The following is a 17,214-nucleotide window of genomic DNA, read 5'->3' as shown; positions in this document are numbered from 1 at the left end:
GACAATCGCGAGGGATAGAACGAAGGCTCAGCGCTTGCCTGATCCGGGCTCGGCCATCTTGCGGTGCTGCTCGGCGAGCACGCCGGCTGGCGTCACGTTCGCAAGGATGGTCGTGAACTTGTTCTTCCAACCGCTCACCACGTCGCCTTCCCCGTTCAGCATGGCATCGAACCCGACCTTCGCGACGAAGGCGGGATCGTCCTTCTTATCCTGCCCGACCTGTGTGTCTTCCATACCGGCCCGCTCGAAGAATTCGGTATCGGTCGCACCGGGCATCAGGCAGGTCACCGTAACGTTCGTATCCTTCAACTCGTTGCGCAGCGCGAAGGAGAAGGAGTCGATGAAAGCCTTGGTGCCGTTGTAAACGGCCTGGAAGGCACCCGGCATAAACCCGGCGATCGAACCGGTGATGAGGATCCTGCCTTCATTCCTGGATCGCATATCCCGACCGACCTTCTGGATCAGGTAGAGGGTGCCGGTGATGTTGGTGTCGATCACGTGGCGTGCTTCGGTGAAATCCTGATCAAGGAACGCGTGACCGAGGCCATGGCCTGCATTGGCAAGGAGCGCCGCGACCGGCCGCCCCTTGGCGGCGGCATAAAGCCTGTCGACCCCCTCGAGGGTGGAAAGGTCGGCCTCGACGGCATCGACCTTCGCCCCGAGCACCTGGAAGTCCCTCGCCGCGTCGTGGATCGCAGCCTGATCGGCGGCGACCAGCAGATCGTACCCATTCTGGGCACAGAGCTTCGCGAGTTCGTACCCGATGCCCGAGGAGGCTCCGGTCACGATGGCAAGCGGCTTTGCGGTTTCGGGCATGGTGTTCTCCCAGGCGATTCTAAGGAATGACCCGGCCACTATCGGAGAGGAGCGCAACCGGCATGTGGTGCTTGAACTCGCGAAGGGCACTTCGGTTCAAAGATATGCATCAAGCAGCAGGCCTTCCTGCGCGAAGCACCTTGACAGTTCAGTCCAATCAAAGACCACTTCCGTGAAGTTATCAGGCAGTTGCTTTCGCCATAAGGGCAAGTTACCTTCACCGTAACAACATAAGAAAGCTTAGGCCCTCAAGGGCTGTGGCTGGGAGAAGCGCTCTTGGGTCCGCAAGAATCGGCGACGTCCGACGTCGCGGTGAGTGGTAGCGCATGCGGGCATGGCATGGCCCGAAACGCGGTGGAGCACATCACCGCGACAATCTCTCCATATTGCATCTCGGCCGCTCTCAAGGCCTCCCGCAGAACAGGGGCATGCCGATGACTCTTGCTCTGGAAGGCGTTTCGAGGAAAGTCGGAGCAGCAACGCATATCGACGACGTTAACCTGACCCTGGAGCGCGGCTCTCTCAACGTCCTTCTAGGGGCGACGCTTGCCGGAAAGACGTCGCTCATGCGACTCATGGCAGGACTCGATGTGCCGGCGAGCGGCCGCGTCCTCGTCGACGGGCAGGACGTCACCGGCTGGCCCGTGCAGCGACGCAGCGTGGCCATGGTCTACCAGCAGTTCATCAACTACCCGTCCCTCGATGTGTTCGAGAACATCGCGTCGCCTCTGCGCGTCGCCAAGCTGCCGAGGGCCGAGATCGACAAGCGCGTCCGGGAGGCTGCCAAGCTTCTGAAACTGGAACCCTATCTCGACCGGAAGCCTTTGAACCTTTCCGGCGGCCAACAGCAGCGCACCGCCATTGCCCGCGCACTGGTGAAGCGCGCGGATCTCGTCCTACTCGACGAGCCCCTGGCCAATCTCGACTACAAACTCCGCGAGGAATTGCGCGAGGAACTGCCGCGTGTCTTCGCGGCTTCGGGGGCCGTTTTCGTCTATGCGACGACGGAGCCGTCGGAAGCCCTGCTCCTGGGCGGCAACACGGCGACCCTGTTCGAGGGCAGGGTGACCCAGTTCGGGCCGACGCCGCAGGTCTATCGCCGCCCTGGCGATCTGATCACGGCCCGCGTTTTCTCCGATCCGCCGCTCAACACCTTGACGGTTCGGAAAAGCAGCGGCAGCGCAGTGCTGAGCACGGGAGCCGAGATCGGCGCGACCGGTCCGCTCGCTGCCGTTCCGGATGGGGACTACACGATCGGCTTCCGGGCTCATCAGCTCACCTTCGAACCCACAGGTGCCGATGACATCGCCATTCCGGCCATCGTGTCCGTTTCGGAGATCACCGGATCGGAGAGCTATGTGCATCTCGACGCCAGCAAGCATCGCCTCGTGGCGCTCGTTCCAGGGGTAAGACGGCTCGAGCCGAAATCTCGAGTCACGGCCTATATCGATCCTCGGCACCTGTTCCTGTTCGACGGGGCGGGCCACCTGGCTGCCGCCGACCAAGCCCAGAAAGCGGCGTGAGGAGAGACGATGGCCCGCATCACCCTCGACCATCTCGCCCATGCCTATCGGCCCGATCCCCACACGGCGGACGATTACGCCCTGAAGGAGATCAACCATGTGTGGAGCCAGGGCGGCGCCTATGCTTTGCTGGGTCCGTCAGGATGCGGCAAGACCACCCTGCTCAACATCATCTCCGGCCTTGTCCGGCCCACACGCGGGCGCGTGCTCTTCGACGATCTCGATGTAACGGACCTGGCCACGGAGGCGCGCAACATCGCCCAAGTCTTCCAGTTCCCCGTGGTCTACGACACGATGAGCGTGCGCGAGAACCTCGCCTTCCCGCTCAAGAACCGCAACGTCCCCCGCGACAGGACCGCCCAGCGTGTGGAGGAGATCGCGCGTCTTCTCGACCTGTCCCGCGTGCTGGATCGCAAGGCGAGCAACCTGACGGCGGACATGAAGCAGAAGATTTCCCTCGGGCGCGGCCTCGTGCGTCCCGACGTGGCGGCCATCCTGTTCGACGAGCCGCTGACGGTGATCGATCCGCACCTGAAATGGCAGCTGCGCTCGACCCTGAAGGAGATCCACCGCGCCCTCGACATCACCATGATCTACGTGACGCACGATCAGACCGAGGCCCTGACCTTCGCCGACAAGGTCGTGGTCATGCATGACGGCGCCGTGGTGCAGACGGGAACGCCCGATGAGCTGTTCGAGCGCCCGGCGCACACCTTCGTCGGGCACTTCATCGGCTCGCCGGGCATGAACATCCTGCCCTGCAAGGTCGAAGGAGCCACCGCCTTCATCGGCGATCAGAGCGTCGCTCTGCATCGGATCTATCGCCCCCTCTCCGATGGGGAGCGGGTGGAACTCGGTATCCGACCGGAATTCGTGCGCCTTCAGCCGCGAGGATCTGGACTGCCCGTCCAGGTCCGCCGCATCGACGATATCGGCCGCGCCCGCATCGCCCGCGTGGAGATGAGCGGGCGCCCTCTGGCGGCCAGCGTTCCGGACGACATCTCCATCGACGGAGACGAGGCGGCCCTCGCTCTCGATCCACGCCAGATCCACATCTATGCCAATGGGCACCTTGTCTCGGGCGAGCCCATCGAAGGGGGCCGGGCATGACGAAAACCGTCAACAACAAAGCTTGGCTTTTCGTTGTCCCCGTCTTCGCCATTGTGGCCTTCTCGGCCGTCCTGCCGCTGATGACGGTGGTGAACTATTCGGTCCAGGACACCTTCGGCAACAACCAGTTCTTCTGGAACGGGATCGGCTGGTTCCAGGAACTGCTCGATCCCTCGACGGAACTCGGCGGGCGCTTCTTCGGCGCCCTGTGGCGCACCCTTCTCTTCTCCGCGATCATCCTCATGATCGAGGTGCCGCTCGGCATCACGGTGGCGCTCGCCATGCCGCGCGAGGGCTGGACCGTCGCGCTCTGCCTCGTCCTGATGGCCCTGCCGCTTCTCATCCCGTGGAACGTGGTCGGCACGATCTGGCAGGTTTTCGCCCGTAGCGATATCGGCCTGCTCGGCTGGGCGCTCAACCATCTCGGCATCGACTATAACTACACCAGCGATCCCATCGACGCCTGGGCGACGCTCATCGTCATGGATGTGTGGCACTGGACGAGTCTCGTCGCGCTTCTCTGCTACGCGGGCCTCAAGTCCATTCCCGACGCCTATTATCAAGCGGCCCGCATCGACGGCGCCTCACGCTGGGCCGTCTTCAGGACGATCCAGCTGCCCAAGATGCGGCGCGTGCTGCTCATTGCCGTGCTCCTGCGCTTCATGGATTCCTTCATGATCTATACCGAGCCCTTCGTGATTACCGGGGGCGGTCCGGGCAACGCCACCACGTTCCTGTCCATCGATCTGGTGAAGCTGGCGCTCGGCCAGTTCGATCTCGGCAAGGCGGCGGCCATGTCGCTGGTCTACAACCTGATCATCCTCGCCATCTGCTGGGTCTTCTACACCGTCATGACCAACGTGGATGCCCAGCGCGAGAGGGTGGACGCATGACCGGAACCATCGCCGTCGGCACATCCGAAGCGAAGCCCGCCGCAGCTCCTCTCGCGACGAACCGCGCCCTGTCCGGTCCGCGCGTCAGCGGCCGCGTCGTGGTGATGACGCTCTACCTTCTGTTCCTTATGCTGCCGATCTACTGGCTCCTCAACATGAGCCTGAAGACCAATATGGAGATCACGTCCGGCCTGACCCTCTGGCCGAGGGAGATCACCTTCGACAACTATATCAGGATCTTCACCGATCAGAGCTGGTACTCGGGCTACATCAACTCGCTGAGCTATGTGGTCATCAACACGGTGCTGTCGATCTCCTTCGCGCTCCCTGCGGCTTATGCCTTCTCGCGCTACAAGTTTCTCGGCGACAAGCATCTGTTCTTCTGGCTGCTCACCAATCGCATGGCGCCGGCTGCGGTCTTCGCCCTGCCTTTCTTCAATCTCTACTCCGCCATCGGGCTTTTCGATACGCCCTGGGCCGTGGCCCTCGCCCACTGCCTCTTCAACGTGCCGCTGGCCGTGTGGATTCTGGAAGGGTTCATGTCGGGCGTGCCACGGGAGATCGACGAGACGGCCGCCATCGACGGCTATTCGTTCCCGCGCTTCTTCGTGAAGATCTTCATGCCGCTGATCGCCTCGGGCATCGGCGTCGCGGCCTTCTTCTGCTTCATGTTCTCGTGGGTCGAACTGCTGCTGGCGCGCACGCTGACCTCGGTCAACGCCAAGCCCATCGCCGCTACCATGACGCGCACAATTTCGGCCGCCGGCATGGATTGGGGGCTGCTCGCCGCTGCCGGCGTGCTCACCATCGTGCCGGGCGCGCTCGTGATCTGGTTCGTCCGCAACTACATCGCCAAGGGCTTTGCCCTGGGCCGGGTTTGAGGAGAGCGTCATGCCTGATCTCGCCTGGATGGCCTGGACGTGGCAGACGGGCCTCTTCTTCGTCGGCATTGCCAGCCTCCTGCTGGTCATGACACTGCTGGCGGCCTGGCGACCAGAGACGGAACGCATCGGCGTGCTGCGCATCCCGACGACACGCGGCGACCGTCTCTTCATCTCGCTTCTCGGTGCGGCTTTCATCCACCTCGCATGGCTGGGCCTCGTCGGCCCGGACCTGTGGTGGGCATCCGGCCTGTCCCTGCTCTACGCAGCAGCCGTGTTTCGCTACGTATAGGAGGAACGGCTCAATAAAACCCTCCGGTTTGCCCGGACCGGAAGGATCAAGACCAGCGCATAAGCCGGCCAGGGCATTACTTGGGAGGAACGAATGAAGCTCACCCAATCTCACCGGCACTTTAAACTGTTCATCTCGACAAGCGTCCTTGCTATGGCGCTCGGCTCAAGCGCTGCTCTCGCGGGCATGGAAGAGGCCCGCCGCTGGATCGATAGCGAATTCCAGCCCTCCACCCTCTCCAAGGATGAGCAGCTGAAGGAGATGGAATGGTTCGTGAATGCGGCCAAGCCGTTCGTGGGCCAGGAGATCAACGTGGTTTCCGAGACCATCACGACCCATGAATACGAGGCAAAGACACTCGCCAAGGCATTTTCTGAGATTACCGGAATCAAACTCACCCACGACCTGATCCAGGAAGGCGACGTGGTGGAGAAGATCCAGACGCAGATGCAGTCCGGACGCAACATCTACGATGCCTGGGTCAACGATTCCGATCTCATCGGTACCCACTTCCGCTACAAGCAGGCGATCCCGCTCGACGACTGGATGGCGGGCGAGGGCAAGGACGTGACGTCGCCCACTCTCGACGTCGCCGATTTCATCGGCAAGTCGTTCACCACGGCCCCCGACGGCAAGATGTATCAGCTGCCGGACCAGCAATTCGCGAACGTCTATTGGTTCCGCTACGACTGGTTCCAGCGCCCGGAGTTCAAGGAGAAATTCAAGGCCAAATACGGCTACGATCTCGGCGTGCCGGTGAATTGGTCGGCCTATGAGGACATAGCCGAGTTCTTCACCAACGACGTGAAGGAGGTCGACGGCGTCAAGGTCTATGGCCACATGGACTACGGCAAGAAGGATCCGTCGCTCGGCTGGCGCTTCACCGATGCCTGGCTGTCCATGGCCGGCAATGGCGACAAGGGCATCCCGAACGGCCTGCCGGTGGATGAGTGGGGCATCCGCATGGAAGGCTGCCGCCCCGTCGGCTCCTCCATCGAGCGCGGCGGCGACACCAACGGCCCGGCGGCCGTCTACGCCATCGCCAAATATCTCGAGTGGATGAAGAAATATGCTCCGCCCCAGGCGGCAGGTATGAACTTCTCCGAATCGGGCCCGGTGCCGGCTCAGGGCAACATCGCACAGCAGATCTTCTGGTACACCGCCTTCACGGCCGACATGGTCAAGCCCGGTCTCCCGGTGGTGAATGCGGACGGCACGCCGAAATGGCGCATGGCGCCCTCCCCGCACGGATCGTACTGGAAGGACGGCATGAAGCTCGGCTATCAGGACGCCGGCTCCTGGACCCTGCTGAAGTCCACACCCGTCGAGCGGCGCAAGGCGGCCTGGCTCTATGCCCAGTTCGTCACGTCCAAGACGGTCTCGCTGAAGAAGAGCCATGTAGGCCTCACCTTCATCCGCGAAAGCGATATCTGGGACAAGAGCTTCACCGAGCGCGCACCCAAGCTCGGCGGTCTGGTCGAGTTCTACCGCTCGCCGGCTCGCGTGCAATGGACCCCGACCGGCAACAACGTGCCGGATTATCCGAAGCTCGCCCAGCTCTGGTGGCAGAACATCGGCGACGCGGCATCCGGTGCGAAGACCCCGCAGGAGGCGATGACCTCGCTGGCCAACGCACAGGACGAGGTGCTCGGACGTCTGGAGCGCGCCAATGTGCAGGGCGAATGCGGCCCGAAGCTGAACCCGAAGACCTCCGCCGAGGAATGGTTCAAGAAGGCTGAAACCGCCGGCACCATCGCGCCCCAGCGCAAGCTCGCGAACGAGAAGCCCAAGGGCGAGACGGTGGACTACGACACGCTCATCAAGAGCTGGCCCGCCTCCCCGCCGAAGCGCAGCTGACGAGCCCCGGCCCCGCCCTATATGGGCGGGGCTTTCTTGACGGCATCTGCTTCGAGGCGCTCACGCCACGACGAGTGAAACCGCCTATTACGGCTCTGCCTGCGGTTCACTTTCGTCCAGCCACGCGGGATCGAGCGTGAACAGCTCCTGCGGTCGGGCAACGCCCCTCAGAGCATAGCGGCCGACCGACACTAGACTTTCCCGATTATCCATCGCCGCGGCAGAAAAGAAAGCGGACGACACGAGAACATCCCTCTCGACGGAGCGGCACAAGGCGCCGATCCGGCTCACCTCGTTCACGGCTGGCCCGACGACAGTAAAATCGAGGCGATCCTGACTGCCGATGTTCCCGTAGAACACCTCGCCGATATGCAGGCCGAGATAAGCCGAGGTGACGGGCAGATTGCACGACTGGCGCTCCTCGTTCAGCGCCCGGATTCTGGAATGCATCAGTCGCTCCGCCTTGAGCGCGCACCGGCAGGCCTGACCGGGATCCTCCTCCTTGAAGATTGCGAGCGCGCCATCACCGATCAGCTTCAGGACATCGCCGCCCGCCTCGTAGATGGATGAGATGATCGCTTCCGAATAGTCGTTCAGGAATGGGATGATCTGCTCGGGATCCGCCGTCTCCGTGATATGAGTGAAGCTGTGCAGGTCGCTGAACCACAGAACGGCCTGGATCCGGTCCGTGACGCCGCGGGCGATGCGGCCGCTCAGAACCCGTCTTCCGGCATCCCGGCCGAGATAGGTCTCGACGAGGGTTTTCGCGATGCGCGCGAGCGAGGCGCATTTCATGGCCAGCATTAGGGGCGATGCCAATTCGCGCAGAATCGCGAGCTCTCCGTCGGCGAAGCCAGACGGCGCGTCGGTCGTCCAGGACGAATAGAAGCAATCCATCTCGCCGATGACGCCTTCGGCCTCGAAGCGATGGATCAGGACAAGATAATCGGTCTGCCCCTCGGCGCGGAGATCCGCGAGAATCGAGAAATCCTCGATCTGCCCGGGGCCAATCCGCCGCCGCAGGAAGTCCTCTCCGGTCGACCAGAGATGATAATAGGTGCTTCGGCGCCAATTCTCCGCCGCCTGCCCTTCGACGTTGGTCCGGCCGTACTCTACGATCGGATCGAGGTTGTCCTGGTCGTCACGACGCCAGCGGAAGACCCGCCCCTCATGGATCGGGTGCAATGTGTCGATGATGATGTTCACCCGCGAGAGAGGCAATCCCTCTCCGGTCAACCGGGTGCAGAAGCCACGCAGGAGTTCCAGCTCCGACATGCCTGCCAAGCCTGCCTCGGTGACCCATTTCGCAATGCCTGCCGCCTGGGCTGTATCCATGGAGACCTCTTCACAATGTCGTTGCGCGCGAGCTTCCATGCCCGCGTTGCAGGCCCTCCATCTACTCGGCCGGAGACGGTTGGGTTCCCACGGACTCCGCCTGCTTCGGGCCATGGCGCCTGAAAAGGCGCAGGACCACGAGCCGAACCGCCACATAGAAGACGGGCGTCAAGAACAGGCCGAACACGGTCACGCCGAGCATGCCCGAGAACACGGCGGTGCCGAGGGATTGGCGCATCTCGGCGCCTGGTCCGGTTGCGATTGCGAGCGGCAACACACCGAGGATGAAGGCGAAAGCCGTCATCAGGATGGGGCGCAGGCGCAGCCGGCATGCCTCGACGACGGCTTCAACGGGCGACTTCCCGTCGAACTCCGCCTGCCGGGCGAATTCCACGATGAGGATCGCGTTCTTCGCCGCCAGACCGACAAGGACCACGAGACCGATCTGGGTCAGGATGTTGTTGTCCTGGCCTCTGATCATGACCCCGATCAGCGCCGAGAGAACGCTCATCGGCACGATCAGGATGATGGCGATGGGCAGCGACCAGCTTTCATATTGGGCCGCCAGCACGAGGAACACGAAAAGCACGGACAAAGCGAAGATGAACACCGCCGTGTTGCCGGTCTGCCGCTCCTGGAACGCCAGCTCCGTCCATTCGAAACCCATTCCGGGAGAAAGGTTCTGCCGGACCAGCGCCTCCATGGCATCGAGTGCGGTACCGGAGGACATGCCGGGGGCGGCATTGCCCTGCAGGGCCACCGAGGTGAACATGTTGTAGCGCTGGATCAGGTCAGCCCCCGACACTTCCCGCATCTCGACGAGGGTGCCCAGGGGCACGAGAGCACCCGTGGACGAGCGGACCCGCAGCCGGTTGATGTCCTCCTGGTCGATCCGGAAGCGCTGATCGGCCTGCGCCCGCACTTGGTAGACCCGGCCGAACGCGTTGAAATCGTTCACATAAGCGGTGCCGAGATTGATGCGGAGCGTTTCGAAGATGTTCGGGATCGGGACATTGAGGATACTCGCCTTCTGGCGGTCGATCTCCAGATAGACCTGCGGCGAGTTTGCCGAGAACGTCGTGAAGACGCCGGCCAGATTCGGGTTCTGCCGCGCCTGCCCCATCAGCTGGTAGGCGACCGACAGAATACCGCGCACATCATCGCCGGTACGGTTCTGGATCTGAATCTTGAACCCGCCGGAATTGCCGAGGCCGCGGACCGGGGGCGGCGGGATGGCGATGATAAATGCCTCCTCGATCTGCTGCATGCGCGCGAAGAGGTCGGCGATGATCTTCGCCCCGGATTCGCCCGCCTCGATCCGCTCGTCGAACGGCTTGAATCCGGCGAAGATAGCCGCCGCATTGGTCGCGTTGGTGAAGGTCGCGCCCGAAAAGCCTGCGAACGCGACAGCGTTCTTCACGCCAGGCGTCTCCTGCATGATCTTGGATGCCCGCTGCACCACCGCATCCGTGCGCGCCAGGGACGCTCCGTCCGGCAGCTGGATCACCACGATGGCATAGCCCTGGTCCAGGGTCGGGATGAAGCCGCGCGGCACGTGATTTGCGGTCCACAATGTACCGGCCAGGAGGCCGACATAGACCGGAAGCACGATGAACTTGTGCCGCGCCAGCGTTCCGACCGCCCTCGCATAGCCGTTCGATGTGGCGTCGAAACCGCGATTGAATCCGTTGGCCAATGTTCGTCCGAAGCGGGCGGCAGCGTTCCTGGAATGCTCGTGGCCGTGCGGCTTCAGCAGGAAGGCCGCCAAAGCCGGCGACAGCGTAAGGGAATTGAAGGCCGAAATGACCGTAGACACGGCGATGGTCAGGGCGAATTGCCGGTAGAACTGACCTGAAATGCCGGGGATGAACGCCGTGGGCACGAAGACGGCGACAAGGACCAGCGCGATGGCCACGAGCGCGGCACCGACCTCATCCATGGTGGTGTGCGCGGCGTCCCGCGGGGACATGCCGAGCGCGATGTTGCGCTCCACGTTCTCCACCACGACGATCGCATCGTCGACCACGATGCCGATGGCCAGGACCATGCCGAACAGGGTCAGCGTATTGATCGAAAATCCGAGGGCCGCCATGAACGCGAAGGTGCCGATCAGTGAGACTGGGATCGCCACGATGGGAATGATCGCCGTGCGCCAGCTCTGCAGGAACACGAAGACCACGATCACGACGAGCGCCGTGGCCTCGAACAGCGTCTTGTAGACCTCGTTCACGCTCTCGGAGATGAACTCGGTGGGATTGTAGACGATCTGGTAGGCGATGCCCGGCGGAAAGTTGGTTTTGAGTTCCTCCATGGTCCGTGTGATCTGCTCAGAGGCGGCGAGCGCATTGGTCCCGGGCCGCTGGAAGATCGCGAGCGCCACCGCAGGATTGCCGTTCAGATAGGAATTCGTGACGTAATCCTGGGCGCCGAGTTCGATGCGTGCGACGTCCTGCAGCCGCACGAGACGTCCCTGCGGCGTCGCCTGGACGATGATCTGCCGGAACTGGCGTGGGTCTTCGAACCGCCCCTGCGTCGTCACCGTCAGCTGGAAGGCCGCATCCGTCGGAGTCGGCTCCTGCCCCAGGGCGCCGCCGGAGACCTGGACGTTCTGCTCCTGGATCGCCCGCACCACCTCGCTCGATGTCAGGCCGTATGAGGCGAGCTTCTCGGGATCCAGCCAGACGCGCAGGGAGTATTGCCGCTCGCCGAAGATGATGAGATCTCCCACGCCGTCGAGCCGCAGCAGGATGTCGCGCACGTAGTTGCGGGCATAGTTCGAGACGTAGAGTTGGTCGTAGGATCCGTCCGGCGAGAGCATGTGCACGACCATCATCAGGTCGGGCGAACTCTTGAGCGTCGTCACGCCGAGACGGCGCACCTCCTCGGGCAGACGCGGGGTCGCAATCGCCACCCGGTTCTGGACGAGCACCTGGGCCTTGTCGAGATCGGTGCCGAGCTTGAACGTGATCGTCAGCGCCATGGCGCCGTCGCCGGTGGAGTAGGAGGACATGTAGAGCATGTCCTCGACCCCGTTGATCTGCTGCTCCAGAGGCGTCGCAACCGTGGCCGCGACCGTCTGCGCGTCGGCTCCCGGATAATTGGCTCTGACCACCACGGTGGGCGGCGCGATATCCGGATACTGCGCAACCGGCAGGGTCGAATAGGCGATCCCCCCGATGATCAGGAAAAGTGCGGACAGAACCGTCGCGAAGATGGGGCGATCGACGAAGAAATGGGCAAAGCGCATGGAAGCGCCCTCCTCGTGTGGGATCAGCTTCCGTTTCGTTCCCGTACCGGGGGGAGCGTGGTCGTCTGGGGGGTAACGGGCGCGCCGGGCCTCACGCGGACGAGGCCGTTCACGACCACTGTTTCGTTACCGGTCAGCCCGTCGCGGATCACCCTGTAGCCGTCGATCCGCGGGCCGATGCGGACAGGCTTGATATTGACCGTGTTGTTTTCGCCGATCACATAGACGACCCGCCTGTCCTGATCGCTGCCGATGGCTTCGTCGGGCAGGAGGATTCCCCGGTAGGGATCCGACGCACCGACCGTCACACGCCCGAACAGGCCTGGAGTGAGGAAGCGATCCTTGTTATCGAACACCGCGCGAACGCGTATCGTACCGCTTGCCGAATCCAGCCGGTTGTCGACGAAATCGAGATGTCCCTTGCGCGGCTCCAAGCGTTCATCCGTCAGTCTGAGCACGACCTCGTTGGTCTCCCCGTTGGCGGAGGTGTTCGTGCCTCCACGGGACTGCCTGGAAAAGGCCAGGAATGAGCGCTCATCCACATCGAAGTAGAATTGGATCGGATCGAGCGAAAGGACATTCGTCAGGATCGTCTCGTTGGCATTGACCAGATTGCCTTCGGACACGAGCTTGCGCGAGATGCGCCCCGATAAAGGGGATTTGATCTCCGTGAACTCGACATCGAGCTGGGCCTGCCGAAGGGCCGCCTGAGCGCGATCCAACTCGGCCTTCGCCGTCAGGAACGACTGGCGGCGCTGGTCGTAGAGTTGGTCGGTGATATTCCCGGTCTTCCGCAACTGCTCGGCGCGATCAAGATCGCTTTGCGCGAATTCCAGGCGGACCTGCGAAGATGTGACGGCCGATTGCGCCTGCTCGAGCAAATTGCGGTAGGGTCGCGGGTCGATGGTGAAAAGAAGGTCGCCCGCCCTGACGAAAGTGCCGTCCTGGAAGTGGACCTTGTCGAGATAGCCCGAGACCCGGGCGCGGATATCGACCTGATCGATGGCTTCGAATCGTCCAATGAAATCGTCCTGCTCGACGATATCCTTCACGATGGGCTTCGCAACGGTCACGGGCGGCGGTGGCGCGGGTGCGCCTTGCGCTAATACAGGATTCGCCGCGAACCATGTAAACAACACGCTGAAAACAAATTCGGACAGAGGAAAGCGCATGCGTAACCTCCTGATCGGCTTCATGGACGCAGCACTACGCCTCCGAATTCCGCCTTGTGGCGCTATGCGCGGAGGCACGCAGAAGAGCTTTTGTTCTTATTGCAACGCAATATTACGCATTGCCGCAACCCTGACAAGATATGCAACTTTGATACATATGATCGACGAACGCTCGCCATTGCTGCGGGGGCACCCTTCCTGAGCCCGTCAGGACGGGTCTCAGGTATAGGCATTGCGCAGATCGAGAGTGCTTTTCTGCCCGATGAACCGGTAATTCTCCGCAAGCCACGTGCGTGCTGCGTTCCTGCCGAGGTCCTTCAGTTCCTTGAAGAAACTCCACTGAGCGCTGAGGCGCGACGCAGCCGTGAACTCATCGAGCTTTTCGCCGCCATGGATCCGATGCATGAGGACCCGCTTATAATCCGTTGTCGAGAGTTTTCCTTCGTCGAGCAGCCGCGTCACGAACTCGACCGCTCTGAATTGCTCGAGCAGATTGGCATTGAACGTGATCTCGGTCAGGCGGTTCTGGATCTCCTGCACGCTCCGCGGAGTCGACCGGCGCTCGATCGGGTTGATCTGCACCAACAGGATATCGTCCGACTGTGTTTCGTAGAACAGCGGAAAGAGGGCCGGATTACCAGTGTAGCCCCCATCCCAATAGGGTTCGCCATCGATTTCAACGGCCTTGAAGAGCATCGGCAGGCAGGCCGAGGCCAGAATATGATCCACGGTCAGCTCAGGGCCGGTGAAGATCCTGATCTTCCCGGACCAGACACTCGTCGCCGCGATGAAGAGCTTCGCATCCTTGCAGGCGCGCACCCGCTCGAAGTTGATCAGGCTGTTGAGGGCATCACGCAAAGGGTTGATGTCGAGGGGATTGAGATCATAAGGGCTCGCCACCCTGGACCAGGCGTCGAGCCAGAGGTTCGAAGATCCGTTCATGCTCCAATAGCTCAACAGGCGATCGAAGAGCGACCGCTGAATGGGCGAGAGCACGCCGTCGAGGCTCACCCGCTTCCAGAACTTGCGCAACTGCTCCCGGGCCCCGTCGCGCCCTCCCTCGAGCCACCCTTCGAAGAGGACGACCGCGTTCATCGATCCGGCGCTCGCGCCGGTGATCGCCTCGACGGTCAGCCGTCCGTCCTCAAGGAGATAGTCGAGAACGCCCCAGGTGAAGGCACCATGCGCGCCACCGCCCTGCAGCGCCAGGGAGACGGATTTCTCGGCATTGGGACACACGAGCCCGCGGACAGGGTTTCTACGGATTTCGGCTCGACCAGTCATTGCAGCCTCCAGGTCTGGGCCAGCAGATTACCATCCGGATGCCTCCCGAAGACAAGTCGGAGCATGGCCCATGTAGCGGGAGCCGGCTATCCGGGTTCGACAGACGATGCAGTCAAGCTTGGTGTCCGCGCCCTATCATATCAAGCACCTGTGAGAGGCTTGGGAATCATGGAGCATCGATCCCCAATCCACACCGGCCCATCACTCCTGCGCCGCCAGGATTCTATCGATCGTAATCGGCAAGTCGCAGATGCGCTTGCCGGTGGCGTGGTAGATCGCGTTGGCCACGACGGCGGCTGTTACGACGATGCCGATCTCGCCGTTCAGGACCAAGGTCACGTCGATGGCTTTGGATGAAGCTGTCATGGGGCTTTCATTCACGGGAGTTCTAATGCCGCGAAGGATCAACCCGTTCCGTGGAGGCCTGCGGATAGCCCTCCCTGAGCCTGCTCCGGCCTGGGTTGACGGACCTGCGGGCTTGAGACCATATCGAGACGATGAGCAATGTCGCGGCTGTCATCCTCGCCGCCGGGCGGGGCACACGCTTCGGGCCGGACCCGAAACTCCTGGCCCGGGTGGACGGCAGGCCCCTGCTCCACCGTGTGGTCAGCGCCGCCGTCGAGTCGGTGGCAGAACCCGTGATCGTGGTCACAGGCCATCATGCCGAAGAGATCGAAGGGGCGTTGGAAGAGCTCCCGATCCAGGTCGTCCGGAACGATGCCTTCATGGACGGGCTCTCCACATCCCTGAAGGCCGGGTTCGCTGCCCTGCCTCCCGACTCCCGGGCCGCCATCGTCCTTCTGGGAGACATGCCCCTCATCGAAGCCGGCCTGATCGACACCCTCGTGCGCGGCTGGCGGGAGATGGGCGAACCGATGGCGTTGGTTCCGACCGTCGACGGCCGGCGCGGCAACCCGGTCGTGCTCTCGCGCGACCTCGCAGGCGAGATCGAACGGCTTTCGGGTGATAGCGGTGCTGGGCCGATCCTGCGCGGACGATCCGATGTGGCGGAGTATCCAGTCGACGATCCCGCCATTCTTCAGGACGTCGATACGCCGGCGGATCTCGGCCATGTCGGCCGTGAACCGCGGCAGAGCTAGGAATTCCGCCGGGACTTCCTCACCGGCCCGAAGGCCGCCCGCCCCTGAGTATCCTCAGACTGCTCGTCACGCAGCCGATCAGCGACAGGGCCGCCCCCAGCCATAGGATGATCGACGTCGGGCTGCCGGGAACCAGGCCGAAGAGGACCGCCGCCAGGGCCGCTCCGAGGGACTGACCCACCAGCCGGGCCGAGGACTGCATGCCGCTCGCTCCGCCGCTGCGCTCCGGCGGCGCGCTGGTGATGATGGCCTTGTTGTTGGGCGATTGGAACAGACCGAATCCGAGGCCGCAGATCGTCAGCCGCCAGACGATGTCCGCAGTCGACGGATTGTCCGGCAGCATGGCGACGAGGGCCAGGCCGGCCGATAGCGTGGCAAGCCCGAGCCCGCCGAGCAGGCCCGGCGAGAAGCGGTCGGCGAGGCGCCCGGCGATGGGGGCCGCCACGGCGATCGCCAAGGGCCAGGGGGTCATGAGCATGCCGGTCTCGGCGACGCTCCGACCAAGTTCGTCATGAAAATAGAAGGGAAGCGCCAGGGTGGCGAGCGCCTGCGTGGAGAATGAACAGATTGACGTCATCATCGACAGGGCAAAGACCGGCAACCGCAGGAGATCGAGGGGCAGCAGCGGCATAGCCAGAGACAGTTGGTAGCGCACGAAGACGAACCCCGCCACGACAGCGCCTGCAATAGCGAAGAGCGGATATGTTAAACTGCCGGTGCTGAGGGCATCGATCCCGGTGATCAGCAGCCCGAATGTCAACGCATTGAGACCGACGCTCCAACCGTCGAGCCGCCGGGCCGAACGGGGCGTATCGGGCAAAGTCCGCGCCGCCACGATGAGCGCGAAGATGCCGAGGGGCACGTTGATCAGGAAGAGCCAGGACCAGGACGCGACCGACAGGATGGCGGCCGCCACCGTGGGACCGGCGGCCGACGAGATGGCGACCACGAGGGCGGTGTTACCCACACCCCGGCCCAGGAGCTTCGCCGGATAGATGAAACGCACGAGAGCGATGTTGACGCTCATGATCCCGGCAGCACCGAACCCCTGAAAGACACGCGCGGCGATCAGCATCGGAAAAGACCCGGCAAGGGCACAGCCCAGCGAGGACACGGTGAACACCAGGAGCCCGGCCCAGTAGATCCGGCGGTAGCCCAATGAATCGCCGAGGGAAGCCAGAGGCAGCAGAGACACGGTGATAGCCAGCTGATAGGCATTGACCGCCCAGACGGTCGTCGCCGGATCCACCTGAAGCTCCCGGGCCATCACCGGAAGAGCCACGTTGACGATCGCGCTGTCCAGAACCGCCATGGTGAGAGCGACCGCAATGGCAAGGAAGGCGAGGAGCCGCTCGGGATTGGGCAGGCCATCCGTGCTCCCTGCCGCAAGCGAAGTCCGGGTTGGGGTCGTGTCCATGGCGGGGCGCTGTCGATCGGCCGGCTCGGGAGGGATCTTCGAGAATCGCGCGGGCTCCGGCCGAGCCTGCATGATGCCCCAGGCGCATCGGTGACCAAGAGCCGCCTCTGAGCGCGAGGCTTTCCGCTAATGCCCTAACGCATACGGGAACCGTTGTGAACCAAGGAATTCACTCCCCTCCCCCAACGGATCGTTCGGCCGCCGCTGAACGTTGCAAGCAATGGTTCGTGGGGAAGTCGATATCGGCTGCCGGTCGAATTCCGTGGGAAGGCTCAGGCGGCGCAGTT

Annotated in this window: 14 protein-coding genes; 7 read left to right on the top strand and 7 right to left on the bottom strand. The window is 63.0% G+C overall.

Translation table 11 applies throughout. The features are described from left to right. Positions 1–27 precede the first annotated feature (27 nt). Positions 28–816, bottom strand: a complete 789-nt coding sequence (locus H0S73_RS09110; RefSeq protein WP_181051857.1) for an SDR family NAD(P)-dependent oxidoreductase — start codon at positions 814–816, stop codon at positions 28–30. Positions 817–1,250: 434 nt separating this feature from the next. Between H0S73_RS09110 and H0S73_RS09105 the strand changes: the two genes are divergently transcribed. The 6 genes from H0S73_RS09105 (at position 1,251) to H0S73_RS09080 (ending at position 7,372) form a co-directional block, all read left to right on the top strand. Beyond that, a complete protein-coding gene (locus H0S73_RS09105; RefSeq protein WP_181051856.1) occupies positions 1,251–2,339 on the top strand; it encodes an ABC transporter ATP-binding protein in 1,089 nt (362 codons plus the stop codon). A 9-nt stretch (positions 2,340–2,348) separates the two neighbouring features. Continuing rightward, positions 2,349–3,449 (top strand): ABC transporter ATP-binding protein, encoded by a 1,101-nt coding sequence (locus H0S73_RS09100; RefSeq protein ID WP_181051855.1) that lies wholly within the window; start codon positions 2,349–2,351, stop codon positions 3,447–3,449. Beyond that, a complete protein-coding gene (locus tag H0S73_RS09095) occupies positions 3,446–4,342 on the top strand; it encodes a carbohydrate ABC transporter permease (protein ID WP_181051854.1) in 897 nt (298 codons plus the stop codon). Before H0S73_RS09100 ends, H0S73_RS09095 begins: the two co-directional genes overlap by 4 nt. A gap of 104 nt (positions 4,343–4,446) precedes the next feature. Next, entirely contained in the window at positions 4,447–5,223 is a 777-nt protein-coding gene (locus tag H0S73_RS09090; RefSeq protein WP_181054288.1) for a carbohydrate ABC transporter permease, read from the top strand. A gap of 10 nt (positions 5,224–5,233) precedes the next feature. After that, on the top strand, positions 5,234–5,515 hold the full coding sequence (locus H0S73_RS09085; protein WP_181051853.1) for a DUF2160 domain-containing protein: 282 nt from the start codon (positions 5,234–5,236) through the stop codon (positions 5,513–5,515). Between the two features lie 153 nt (positions 5,516–5,668). Beyond that, positions 5,669–7,372: an ABC transporter substrate-binding protein gene (locus tag H0S73_RS09080; RefSeq protein WP_425488217.1), complete on the top strand. Its 1,704-nt coding sequence runs from the start codon at positions 5,669–5,671 to the stop codon at positions 7,370–7,372. 87 nt (positions 7,373–7,459) lie between these two features. Here the strand turns inward: H0S73_RS09080 and H0S73_RS09075 are convergent, their stop codons facing one another. The 5 genes from H0S73_RS09075 to H0S73_RS09055 form a co-directional block, all read right to left on the bottom strand. After that, positions 7,460–8,707 carry an adenylate/guanylate cyclase domain-containing protein gene (locus tag H0S73_RS09075; RefSeq protein ID WP_181051851.1) on the bottom strand — a complete coding sequence of 416 codons (1,248 nt, stop codon included), beginning with the start codon at positions 8,705–8,707 and terminating at the stop codon, positions 7,460–7,462. 61 nt (positions 8,708–8,768) lie between these two features. Continuing rightward, positions 8,769–11,954, bottom strand: a complete 3,186-nt coding sequence (locus tag H0S73_RS09070) for an efflux RND transporter permease subunit (RefSeq protein WP_181051850.1) — start codon at positions 11,952–11,954, stop codon at positions 8,769–8,771. Between the two features lie 23 nt (positions 11,955–11,977). Beyond that, positions 11,978–13,126, bottom strand: a complete 1,149-nt coding sequence (locus H0S73_RS09065) for an efflux RND transporter periplasmic adaptor subunit (protein ID WP_181051849.1) — start codon at positions 13,124–13,126, stop codon at positions 11,978–11,980. A gap of 219 nt (positions 13,127–13,345) precedes the next feature. After that, positions 13,346–14,410: a patatin-like phospholipase family protein gene (locus H0S73_RS09060; protein ID WP_181051848.1), complete on the bottom strand. Its 1,065-nt coding sequence runs from the start codon at positions 14,408–14,410 to the stop codon at positions 13,346–13,348. A 201-nt stretch (positions 14,411–14,611) separates the two neighbouring features. After that, the gene (locus tag H0S73_RS09055) at positions 14,612–14,776 is read right to left on the bottom strand and encodes a hypothetical protein (RefSeq protein WP_181054435.1); all 165 of its coding nucleotides are present in this window, start codon (positions 14,774–14,776) and stop codon (positions 14,612–14,614) included. Positions 14,777–14,907: 131 nt separating this feature from the next. Here H0S73_RS09055 and H0S73_RS09050 point away from each other — a divergent pair, with 131 nt between their 5' ends. Beyond that, entirely contained in the window at positions 14,908–15,510 is a 603-nt protein-coding gene (locus H0S73_RS09050; RefSeq protein ID WP_181051847.1) for a nucleotidyltransferase family protein, read from the top strand. Between the two features lie 19 nt (positions 15,511–15,529). Here the strand turns inward: H0S73_RS09050 and H0S73_RS09045 are convergent, their stop codons facing one another. Beyond that, complete coding sequence (locus H0S73_RS09045; RefSeq protein ID WP_181051846.1) at positions 15,530–16,927, bottom strand: MFS transporter; 1,398 nt, start codon at positions 16,925–16,927, stop codon at positions 15,530–15,532. Between the last annotated feature and the right edge of the window lie 287 nt (positions 16,928–17,214).

This window comes from Microvirga mediterraneensis, from assembly GCF_013520865.1.
In the GTDB taxonomy this organism is placed as follows: domain Bacteria; phylum Pseudomonadota; class Alphaproteobacteria; order Rhizobiales; family Beijerinckiaceae; genus Microvirga; species Microvirga mediterraneensis.
The sequence above is the reverse complement of the archived record's forward strand: the minus strand, read 5'-3'. Positions and strand labels throughout refer to the sequence as shown.